The 11740-nt window shown below is 55.7% G+C and carries 7 protein-coding genes; all 7 read right to left on the reverse strand.

The features are described 5' to 3' along the window. Window positions 1-8 precede the first annotated feature (8 nt). A complete protein-coding gene (locus WCO56_06820) occupies window positions 9-2987 on the reverse strand; it encodes a hypothetical protein (protein ID MEI7729265.1) in 2979 nt (992 codons plus the stop codon). Between the two features lie 36 nt (window positions 2988-3023). Then, entirely contained in the window at window positions 3024-4439 is a 1416-nt protein-coding gene (locus WCO56_06825) for a hypothetical protein (protein ID MEI7729266.1), read from the reverse strand. A gap of 9 nt (window positions 4440-4448) precedes the next feature. Beyond that, window positions 4449-5963, reverse strand: coding sequence for a hypothetical protein (locus tag WCO56_06830; GenBank protein ID MEI7729267.1), 1515 nt, complete (start codon window positions 5961-5963; stop codon window positions 4449-4451). 106 nt (window positions 5964-6069) lie between these two features. Continuing rightward, window positions 6070-6975, reverse strand: coding sequence for a 5'-3' exonuclease H3TH domain-containing protein (locus WCO56_06835; GenBank protein MEI7729268.1), 906 nt, complete (start codon window positions 6973-6975; stop codon window positions 6070-6072). A 58-nt stretch (window positions 6976-7033) separates the two neighbouring features. Continuing rightward, window positions 7034-9823: a hypothetical protein gene (locus WCO56_06840; protein ID MEI7729269.1), complete on the reverse strand. Its 2790-nt coding sequence runs from the start codon at window positions 9821-9823 to the stop codon at window positions 7034-7036. A 55-nt stretch (window positions 9824-9878) separates the two neighbouring features. After that, window positions 9879-10673, reverse strand: a complete 795-nt coding sequence (locus tag WCO56_06845; GenBank protein ID MEI7729270.1) for a hypothetical protein — start codon at window positions 10671-10673, stop codon at window positions 9879-9881. 3 nt (window positions 10674-10676) lie between these two features. Next, window positions 10677-11738: an Amuc_1100 family pilus-like protein gene (locus tag WCO56_06850; protein ID MEI7729271.1), complete on the reverse strand. Its 1062-nt coding sequence runs from the start codon at window positions 11736-11738 to the stop codon at window positions 10677-10679. Between the last annotated feature and the right edge of the window lie 2 nt (window positions 11739-11740).

The raw sequence follows: 11740 nt of genomic DNA on the forward strand, positions 1-11740 counted from the left end.
CCATCCATTTATGGCAATGGCGCCACCACGTTGATTTGATAATACCGGGGCGGCGTGTGGACCGCATCCACCACCGATTGCCGCCCGCTAACTGTGGCCGTGAAATTGGTCAAGGCCGGCCAAGTGCCAGTCGTCAAGTTAGTGGTATATAACACCTGACAGACCGCGTTGGAAGCGGCGGTCCATGAAAGCGTCACCGTGGTCCCACTATAAACGATGTTGCGCTGAATGTCCCACGGGTCTTTGCCGGCTTGCAACTCCAGAAAATTGGGAATCCCGTTGCCGTTGGAATCAAAATACGGATCGGTGGCCACGTAATAATTTCGCAACGTGCCGAAGATGTTCGTACCACTAGCCGGACCCGCGTACGCCGAAGCCCACTTCAGCCGTCCGCCCAGTTTTCCATTGAGCTTGGTCGGCGGCACATTGGCCGTGGCAAAATAGATGGTCAGGTTTGGATCAATGGCCAAGTTGGCCAGCGCGCCAGGCGTCATCCAATTTGTGGCACCATTGACAAATTCGAGGTTATCCACATAAAGCGCGTTGCGGACGTTCAGCCCGCGGAACGTGAACCGTCCCCGCAGCCCGCCGTCGAGCACCAAATGCCCCAGCGCAACGTTGTTGGAATATCCCGCTGCCGTATTGCCACGGTCTTGGCCCGCCCAGATATGGACCGCCTCCGAATCCTGCCTGGCTTGGGTGAGAATCTTTGTCCCCAACAAATCCCCGAGCACCGGCTTGACGTACATGCGGAAGCCATCCGAGCACTGCCATGAATTATTCGCGGCTGGCCCGGTATCCGATAACTGATTGGTAACACTGAATACCAAGGCCCCTCTCAGTCCTTGGCCCGCCTGCACCGTGGAATTATACAACTGCCAGACGCGACCGCGATATTGAATATCCGAGCTGGCCCACAACAGGCCGCCGGTAAACAACGCATTTTGAGCGTTGAAATCAATCGTCCCCGCCGCCGCCGTCCAGTTGCCGGAGTTGAAAAGGTTGCTGGCATAGACCAGATGGGTACCCCCAATAATCGTGCCACGATTAATCAAATCCAGATACGGCACAGTCACTTGGTTGGTGAGCAAGCCACGGTTGACGGTGGGCCGCCGGGCCGCCAACTGCAGGAAGGCGCTGTTCGTATTGGTCATGACCTGGGAATAGAAAAAGGCGGTCGTATTGGTGGAGAGCAGAATGTTTCCCTCGTTGGTCAAGTGGAACAAGCGTGGAAAATTGGTCGGAGCCCAACTCAATTGGGTGGGCAGCGTCAGCGAGGCGTTCACCGGCAGATTGCTGGAAAAGCGCAGGCCATCCGCATCCAGCAACAAAGAGGTATTCACATTCAACGTGTCATGAATATCAATATTCTTCGCATGAAGCTTCAGTCGGTCGATCTTGATTTGCTGGTTCAGAAGCATGCTGACATCCACAATCAACACATGAATCATTTCATTGGTGGCGACGGCAGGTGCGATCATCGAGGCGTTGGTCCAGACGGTGCTATACATCCAAACCTGACCTGCCAAGCGGCTAATGGAGGGCCGCACGAAATTGGAAACCAGCAACAACGAATTGGTCGTAGTGATGTCAAAATTTATGACCGGCGCATCCATGTCCGGCAATACGTTACTCACCAAATTGGTGGTGGTTAGGCTGATAAACTGCTCCGCGCGCATACGGGTCTGGTTGGCATTGAGCTGGTCGGCGACGATTTCAATGCGCCCGGGGGAATTGCTCACGTTCGATCCAATCGTACCCGTATCACCGATCAAGGCTGAATACGCATTATAGGTGGTATTTATCACATTTGAGGCACCGCGCGGAAACAGAATGCGACTATCAAAATTCGCGCCGGACAACGCGGCATCCGCCGGATCAAAGAAATCAAAGACTTGGCCATAGTAATAGGTGGCATCAGTAAGTTCAAATGCCTGCGGCCGGCGGGTGGTGCCCTGCCAATTGCGATAGGTCGCAGAATTGGTCATGACGGTGGAATGGTCCATCAAAAAGAGCGAATTGGTCACTACGCGTTGCAGTACATTATCATAATTGGTAACGCCAATGCGCACAATTGGCATGGTTCCACCGACACCCCCAGCCAGATAATCCTGGGCAAAACGGACATCCACCACCAACTCCGGCGGTAAATTCGTGGGCAAATAGACCACATGCGTGACCGGTTGGTCCCCCACCCCGAGATAATTCTGATATACGTAGGCCGTGTAACCACCATAGTTTACGGCCGGTACCGTGGCCCAAAGGGGAATGCCACGGTTACTGTAGAGCACTTGATGCTGGGGAGACATGGTGTACGGCGTATCGAAATTATTAATGATGGCCTGCCCCAAGCGCAACTGTCGGGCGGCGTTGGTGATTTGCGCGTTGTTGGTACCGGACGCCCAGTAATAGTCCGTCACGCCGTTCACGTTGAAGTAGCTTCGAACATAATCCATATTCAGTCCGTCCCCGCCACTTGTGATTGCGGCGGCGGGGTTAAGCCCGGCACGCAGTCCGCTGAAACTCAAATCCACATTCTTCCCGAGCAACTGCAACATTCCCGCCTGGCCGACACTCAGGATGCCACGGTTCACCACATTCGTGGCATTGATAAAAAAATGGGTCGAACTATAAATATCCCCGCGATTGACCACCCAACTCGCCGGCAACCGCACATTATTGAGGGCTTTGGGATTATACGGCTTGTACATGAAATTAAAACCAGGATAGCCAAACATGAGGCCGCTGGCCTCATTGGTATAAAAGCGCGTGTTTTGCGTCTCGTACACCAAGCTGTCGCTGACACTGAACAGCGCCTGGTTCACAAACACGGTGGCGTCCACCTGCGGCGGCACGGTCGCACCGATGCCGACCGTGGTGTCCAGGTTCGCTTGGTTCACATAAATGGCCGCCGGCTGATACTTGGTTGCCGCCACCAGCGAAACCGTCGCTGTCATCGTCCAGAGCCAGGAGAGAATGCGTTTCATAAAATTACTTATTATTGCTGCGATAAAAGTTAACCACTACGGATTATATACTCTCCGCACCAAATCCTGAACGGAGATGATCCGAGGCATGATAATGGGCGCGTTGGTGGTGCCGTCGAACGTGCCCCACACCAGACTTTTAAACGCGTCCGCCTCCGTGTTAAAATAGGAAGTGCTTTCATACCCAGGGTACAATACCGAATATTGGATGACAAGGGGCGGCACGACTACTCCAGGGCCGGCCCGCACGGTCACTCCATTCATGGCGTGATTGTCCTGAAACCGCGCTTCATCCGTGCGCTGCATGGTGACGGGCACGGCGCCATTCGCCATCATCCCCAAATCCGTCGCCGTGAAGAGAATATCCGGCGTCCCCAAGCGGCGCCGGCATTGCTGGCTGATCATGCGACTGTAGGCATTGCTGGCCACGCGGTCCGTCCAGATTGGCGAGATATTGGTGCCCGCATTCCAATTGAATTTTATAAAGTTGATTTTTTCCAGCCCGGCGCGGTATCCATTGGGCATGAAAACACTGCCGCCCCACCACGAATTGGTGGTCGATTGATTGACATTATTTGTCACATTGCCAAAATACATCGTATAGCCGCCATTGCCTTCGGCAAAGGCCAGCGCATTGGACGCGCCGGCAATCAAACCTTCGCCCACGACGTTCTGGCGGCTGTACAAATGCCGCAGCCCGCCGGCATCATCCCGAGTAATGCCGCTATAAAACTGCCCGAGCCCCAACCCTCCGCCATTAGCGCTGTTGCCGCTGTACCATGTGAAGTTGGCCACCGATCCCTTCTCAATGTCCAGCGGTTCCACCATGTATTCGTCGGCATCCGCATACACGATGGGCAAAATGTACTCATTCACCGCATAGCTGTACAAAACGCCATTTACATACTTGGACGGCTCCCAAGTGACCGGATCATAATTGCGCATGATGACGTAATAGTCGTAGGCTGTCGGATTGGAGCCGGCGATCGTCTTGCGATCACGCAAACAAAACGTGTAGCGCACCGATTCCGCCAAACCCATCGCCTCGATCAGCATACCCAAAGTCGCCGACTTAAGATCATACACCCCCAGCGATTGCGCCTGGTAATTGACATGCGTGGAGGAAAGCGGAAACTCGCTCAAATCCGCGCTCCACTTGGAAACCGGCGGCAGAGCGTTCAGGATTCGGAACGCTTCATCCACCGCCTTGACCCCGTCCGTGCCAAAGTACATCATAAACGACGGATCAAAGCCGTAGTACACATACGGCACGCTCCAGCGGTACCCTTCGTACAGCACCTTGGGCCCGCCGATATCGGTGTTCAAATAGTTATACCCGATGAGCGGCACCTGCCAGGTTTCCAGCAGGCCCAGCAGCGAAAACGCCCGCGCTGGCCGCGCGGACCCCAACAGCAGTGCCAAAGTCAAACTCAGAGAAAAAAATCGTAACATATTAATTCCTTAAGGTAACCGGATGATTCGGAAGAACATTTGCCCGGCGGGTTTCTCCACCAAAACCGCGTCATTGGCTCCCGCCGCCACACGCGCATCGCCCATGGCCAGCCAGGTTTTCATGTCCCGGCTGCATTGTAGCTGGTAGCGGGTGCCCGGGATGGCCGGCCACGCCAATTGCAGACTGTTCGCCGATGGTTGCACGATATCCATGCCCACGGTTTCAGGCTGGCTGGCCGCCGGCGTGGAAGCCGCCGCCAAAGCGGGCGCACGCAATGGCACACCGGCAAGCTGGTACGTTTGGGCGAACAAATCAAAACTGGTGTTCAAGCCGGTGAAACTGGACCACACCGCCAAAAAGCGGGATTGCCCATCCGAGGTGGCCACAGGCTGGATTTGCGAGGCCACCGTCGTGGTATTGACACGAAATTCATCGCTATCCGGCGCCGCGACGGGATTGAGCAAGCGGCCAAACACACCCTCGCGCGAACCATCCTGCCCCTGACTGGTCCAGAGCACCAACGCCTCGTTGCCCAACGTGGAAACCCGGGGAAAATATTGATCCCCATACACAAACGTATTTACCAAGGACGCGGGGCCCACCGGCGCCGCCGTGGCGGAGAACCCGCGGGCGAAGATATCCCAGCTATTTTCCGCAACCACAATTGCGCTATTGGTGACCACCTTGGCTTTTTGGCTCCACGCCACCAACAGGCCACCATTAGCCAGCGCGCCGACGCTGGGGTTGGCACAAAGATTCGTGCCGGAATTTACCAGGAATTCCGCGCTCAACCGCACCCCGTTGGTGCCCATAATGCAGCCATAAATATCCACACTGGTGGTAGTCGCTGTGTTCCAGCGCCTCCCTTCGGCAACCCACACCACCACAAACTGTCCATTGGGCAAGGCCGCCACTGCGGCGGAGCGCTGGTTACAATCCGTCGCGCCATTGACGCGAAATTCCTTGCCGATTTTCCGTCCCGTGGGGGACAGCAACTGGCCATAGACGCCGTACAGCCGGCCATCCTGCTTGAAGCTTCTCCAAAGGATCACCACGTTGCCATCCGCGAGGCAGGCCGCCACCGGCTCCCGCTGGTCGTCGGCAGCGTAGGTGTTTACTTGGATTTCCGCCGTCACAAAGGTGCGGTTCGTGGAAAAAACGCGGGCGTAAATGTCCCAATTCTTTTTGCGGTTATTCTGCCAAACCACCATCGCGTTCCCGTTCTTAAGCAACACCACCTGCGGTTTGCCATTCTCCCCGCCTGCCGCTTTGTTATTGACTAAATAATTGGTGTAGGTTGCGGCAAAATTCGCGTCCAGCGGACGAATCAGGATGGCCCGCAAGGCGCCACCGGTGCCATTGTCTTCCCAAACCAGGTAGCCACCTTGACTGCGAAGCGCCACGCTTGGAGAGGTTTGATCACCCAACTTGCTGCCCACGATGGAATACTCCTGGCCCGATGGCACAAAAGTTGGCTGCGCCTCCACAAGGAAGGCGTAGCCCATCGCCAGGCTCGTTATCACAAGCCGTTTACAGACGGTTATTAGCGCTGACATATTGTTCAAGCCAATCTACCAAAACATTGTTGGTTTGTAAAACGGTTTCTTAAAAAAAATGCCCAGGTGCCGATTATCCTGAAAAAAGTTCCGCCTGGGTTGCCTGAAGCGGCTTCGGCGGTCCGCTCATGCTCTTAAAATCCCAACGCTCAAATAACCTCTGCAACGCCTCGGTATCAGGCGGATGCACCATACATTTCCGCCAATCCACCTCCCCGGGTAAATCCTGGTTTAGGCGCACCAATTGGCGGTTGCGGAAAACCAACTCTCGGGAGGATGACAAGGACGCCCGCAGTTTGTCCGGAAAGGCTCCGCCGCCGGTGGCATAAAGTGCCTCCAGTTTCCCGTATTGACACAGTAACTCGGCAGCGGTTTTTGGCCCCACCCCCGGCACTCCCGGGATGTTATCCACCGCATCCCCAACCAAGCTCAGCCAATCCACGATTTGCTCGGGCGGAACCCCGGTTTTGTGAACCACCTGTTCCCGGCCCCAGACCACGCCTGATTTATCATTCGGACTCCACACGCCCACCTGGTCCGCGACCAATTGCAGGAAGTCCTTATCCGGGCTGGCAATGACCACTGCCAGCCCTGCCTCTCCCGCCAGCCGCGTCACCGTCGCAATCCGATCATCCGCTTCCTCGCCAGCCTCACAATGATGCACAATCCCAGCCGCATCCAAATACTCGTTGATGCCATCCAATTGCTGGCGTAAATCGTCAGGCATTGGCGGGCGCTGGGCTTTGTACTCCGGCAAGGCGGCAAGGCGTTCAGCCGCGAGGCCGCCATCCCAAATCACCATCCAATGAGTGGGCGACAAGGCTGCCCGCATCCGGTCTAACGCCTTGATAAATCCGTAGATCGCATTGGTGGGCATGCCACCGGCGGACTTGAGGTTGCGAATGCCATAAAACGACCGGTATGCCAGCGCATGGGCGTCCACCAATAGCAAGCGACCGGAAGTAGTTGGAATACTCATGGGAGGAAAAGAAAACGCCCCGCAGGGTTGGGTGCGGGGCGTGAATAAGATTTCCCGTTTATGGCGTGGCTGGAGTGACCGGTTTTTGAACCGGCACGGTCGAGACGGCAAACGGCATCTCATCCTCGCTATGCAGGCGATTCCCCGCCGGATCAATCAAGGTTGGGGTGACAAATATGGCCAGATTCTTCTTTGTACTCCTAGTGGATTCATTGCGGAACAAACGACCTAAGAGCGGCAAGTCACCGATGACGGGCACTTTATCTTTGACCTTCGTCACGTCTTCAGAAATCAGTCCGCCGAGTACGACGGTCTGCCCGTCCCAGACGACCACGCTGGTCGCCAATTGGCGCAGGCGGAACTTGGGCAACGGCGTGGGCGAAATCAACGGCGAGGAAGAGCCTCCCGAAGTGGCCGACTGAATCTGGGCAACAAAGGCGCCCGGATCATCGTAACCAAGAAACTCTTTCAAGGTAGGAATCAACGTGAGTTGAATGGTGTAACCATCGGCAGAAACATAGGGAACAACGTCCAATACCGGACCGAATTCCATGGGCTCCGTGGTCGGCTGGGATAAGGAGCCAATTGCGCCGCCTCCACCGTTGCCACCAAGACCCCCACCGTTGCCACCGCCACCCGTGGCCGTTTGGTCCAAGGACAAATCGGTCACCACGTACTTGATGTCCACTGCTTTGATTTGCGCCTGCCGTCCACTCAGCGTGGTAATTTTTGGACAAGCCAGCAAATCCACGCCGCCACGATTTTCAATGGCACGAATCACCATCCGAAATTGGGGATCCGTCATAATCCCGGTAATGGTGGCCAAGGGGGTTCCCACGGGAGTTAACGCGCTGGTCAAGTAATTGTCGGTGGACGCTGGCGATTGCGCGCCCGGGCCACCAGTACTGGTACCTGCTGGACCAGGGCCGGGGAAAAGTCCATTGCCCCCGGCAACCCCGGCGGAACTACCCGCCGCTGGAAGTAAGGAAGCCATCGAGCCCCCCGAGACATCCATTTTGCCATGTTGCAAACTCATGTTGCCAAGCCACCAATCAAAACCCAAGGCACGACTGTCTTCCTGGGTGAATTCCGCGATCCGCGCCTCAATGGTAAGCTGTTGCGGCGCACGATTTAACACCTCAATCGCCTGCTCAACAATCTCCAAGTCCTGCAAGCTGGCCCGGACCATTAATAACCCGCTACGATCATTCCAAAAAAAGGCCTTCGGCTCGGCAATAACCACACCATGGGCTTGGAAGAAAGCGCGAACCCCTTCGCCCTGCGCCATCGAATTGGTTTGGGTCAACCAGCGAATGCCACCACCTTGGCCACCGCCACCGCCACCCTGACCACCTTGGCCACCGCGACCACCACCGCCACCACCACGGTTACCGCCACCGCCTGCGATGGAAACCTCAGCGTAAGTGGTGCCACCACCACCACCACCACCACCACCCTGATTACCGCCCTGCCCACCACCACCGCCACGGTTGCCACCACCACCACCACGGTTGCCACCACCACCACCATTACCACCACCGCCACCACTGCTACCGCCCGACCCGAAATCTGCGGACTCCACATTTTGCAACCCTTGCATGAAGGTATTGGCGTCCACTTTGAACACGCGGGTGTACAACGTTTCCGGCTCGGGCGACTGCAGCGAGAAAACCACCGCATAATCTTCGATCGAAAACTTGAGACGCGGTTTGGAAACCTTGACGATGACATCCAGCACATCCGCCAAACGCATATCCGACATGGCGGGGTCCACTTTGATCTGGATTTCGTTGATATTCACATCCTCCCCGGCCGGGGCCGCCGGTGCTGCCACGGGTTGGCCGGTATTGGGATCAATTGCCGCTGCCGCCGGACGGCCACCCGCCCCCACTGGGTCCACGTTGGCATTTAACAGGAAGTTGATACCACGCTTGTCCGGATCCCGCTTTTTGGCTTCCTCAGAAAGGGTTTTCACCACATCCACCAGCGTAACACCCGGAAAAAACACCTCATTCATGGTAATGCGATCCAACTTGTCCTTGATCGCCTGACGGCCCTTGCTCGTATGCACCAGCGTGCTGCGCGCATACGCGTTAGGCTGCGGGAGGGTTTCATTTTTGACCGGGCGCAACCATCTTTCTTCGACGTCCACAAATCCGCGGGCACTATCGTTTTCCCGGTTGCGGGAAGCCCGGGCGAACTTCGCCTCGGAGACCAATCGTAAATAATAGAATGCCGCTTTGTTTTCCGGATCATCTTTGGTGGCCTGCTTTAATTTGATTTCGGCCTCGTCCATGCGCCCCATTTCATAGAGATATTTGCCATCCTGGACCAATCCATCCACTTTTTCGCGCATCTTAAGATAACGCGGCGTTTCGACTTCCAGTGTCTCCGCCGTGGGGGAAAACCGCTTGTTTTCCGCGACGACGCGGTCCAGGTCTTTCTTGAATGCCACCGCTTGGGGATGCTTGGGGGCAACCACCAGCGCGTTGCTCACCTGGATCTGGGCGTCATTGTAACGCGCATACTCGAGGAAATTGCGCGCCAATTTGATGCGCGCCTGAACCAACCCGTCCACGATGCGCTGATACTCCAAATCCGCCGAAGGCCCGATTTCCCGGGCCAGAGTCAGGGCGTTCAGGTAAATTTTCGCCGCTTCGCTATAATCGTTCTTGGCGGCCGCCGCTTGGGCATCTGCCAAATGTTTGCGCATCAGAATATTTTTTTCCTGAACGCGCAGGGCCTGTTCCTCGGCAATCGGAACCGGATTTTGTTGAGCCAATATCGGCCACGCGCCAGCCAGCCCAATCAGGCAACCCAGAACCACGGTAGATAATGTTTTTTTCATGCAACTCAAATTCATTTTTCCTTCATCCACTGACATAAAACAAAAATCGGCCGCGTCATTGCGCCGCCGCTTTCAACTTCACACTCACAGTTTTACCAGATGATTCGGCGAAGAATACCACTTCATCGGCCTTGATGTCCACAATTTTAAATATATCCCCCGCGAAACCGATTTTATCGCCTTTTTTCTGCTGTTTGAACTCCCTTTTCTCCAAGTCGTATCGCATATCCGCGACATACATTTCCACGCGTTTAAACGGCTGGTTGGTGGTGATGGTGGCCTGCTCTTTGGTATCAGCCATCTCGATCACCAGCGCCTCCGGATTCTGGGATTCTCCCTTGACCTCCACCAGCGAGAACATTCCGGTGACCTTGGGCGACGCCTTGGAGAGGTAACACGTGCGTTTGGAAATCTTCGGTTTGGCCTCATTAAACACGGTCATCACATAGGAGAACCCGGAGACTTTTTCAAACGCGACCACGTAGTTCAACGGTTTAATACTCACCAATTCAAGCTTCTTCAAACCAATGCTTTCCTCCGGCGAGACAATTTTGATCAAGGTGCCATCCTCCTTGACCTGCCACAGCACCGGGTTGAAGGTGTTATGACCGGAAACGCCGCCGTTCAACACCACCGGCGTATTATTCGTGGCACGTGCCAGAGCTTTGTCATACGAAGAATGATCCAGTGGCACATACTTGATGGGCTTGTCCGAGATCGTGGATTTCTTCTGGGTCAAATACTCTTTCTCCTCGCGAATCTTCATGGGCAGCATCGCCACAGCGGCCGCCAAGCCGATCAGCACCACGCTGAGGATGATTTTCTCGTAATGTCGTTTGAGAAATTCCATGCGCTATTTGCTTCCTTGCCGCATCGAGACCACGTTCAACAGAATTGAAACGCGGAAGGCTCTTTCATTTAACAACGTTTTCAAGCCGCCGGCATCCACCTTGCCCGGCACCGCTGTCACAGGTGCTGTGGGAGCCGCGCCGGGAGTCGGCGGAGCAACTACCGGTGGCGTTGGAAAACGGCTGGCCCGACCGCCACCAGGCGTCCGGCGATACGGTTGCAAACGCACCGGCGGCAACACTGGAGCAGGCGCCGGCTGGCCGGGGTCCATCGCTGCCGGAGGCGCGGGCTGGCCAGGGTCCATCGCGCCTGGCGGTGGAGTACTGGGCGCCGGCATTTGCGGCACGCCCTCCGATCCCGGTATCAAATCAATGGTTTTAATGACAAAACCGTTTGGTGAATTGACCAGGCCATCCACCACGGCCGCCAGCTCGCTGCTAAAACACCTGAAATTGACGCGGTACGGCGTCACCACCGCCACCGCATTGGTCTGGATGGTTTGCTGGATAAGATCGCCCGCTTCAGTATCATCATCGGATATCCGGGCGCGCTGGACGGACTCCAATTGTTGGATTTTGGCATCATACAGGATGGCACAAATGCGCTGAATATGCGCCATTTGCCGGGATATTGGCTCCAGACTTCCCGGCGCGAATTTAATCAACGTACGCTGCGCCTGGAAGGAATAGTAATAGTTGGTTGGCAGGGCGATTTTATTCGATTTGGCAATCGCGTTAAGCTGGTACACCAACCGTTCCAATTCAGTCTTGAAACCTTGCTGGCTGGCATAATGGATTGGCGGTATGGGCTGATAACAATCCCGGGCCTGTTGCACAAACTGCCGCAGCCGCTTTTGATCTTGCCGCACCAAACCGATATTGGCGGTATCCGGAAAAGGATTTTCCCGATACAAATTGGCCAACTGCCCCCACTCCTCCTCCAGTCCGTCGCGCACCTGCTTATCCTGATCCATGGTGCCCAACAGCCGCACGATGGCAAACGCGAGCAAACCCACGGCGACCAGCAAGCCAACGACAAACAGGAGATTGCGTTTGATCCACAACATAG

The organism is Verrucomicrobiota bacterium, from assembly GCA_037139415.1.
GTDB lineage: Bacteria > Verrucomicrobiota > Verrucomicrobiia > Limisphaerales > Fontisphaeraceae > JBAXGN01.

Bases quoted from the DNA above. Each gene is read 5' to 3' on its own strand.
- WCO56_06820 (MEI7729265.1), bottom strand. From the start codon at position 2,987: ATGAAACGCATTCTCTCCTGGCTCTGGACGATGACAGCGACGGTTTCG.
- WCO56_06825 (MEI7729266.1), bottom strand. From the start codon at position 4,439: ATGTTACGATTTTTTTCTCTGAGTTTGACTTTGGCACTGCTGTTGGGG.
- WCO56_06835 (MEI7729268.1), bottom strand. From the start codon at position 6,975: ATGAGTATTCCAACTACTTCCGGTCGCTTGCTATTGGTGGACGCCCAT.
- WCO56_06840 (MEI7729269.1), bottom strand. From the start codon at position 9,823: ATGAAAAAAACATTATCTACCGTGGTTCTGGGTTGCCTGATTGGGCTG.
- WCO56_06845 (MEI7729270.1), bottom strand. From the start codon at position 10,673: ATGGAATTTCTCAAACGACATTACGAGAAAATCATCCTCAGCGTGGTG.
- WCO56_06850 (MEI7729271.1), bottom strand. From the start codon at position 11,738: ATGTTGTGGATCAAACGCAATCTCCTGTTTGTCGTTGGCTTGCTGGTC.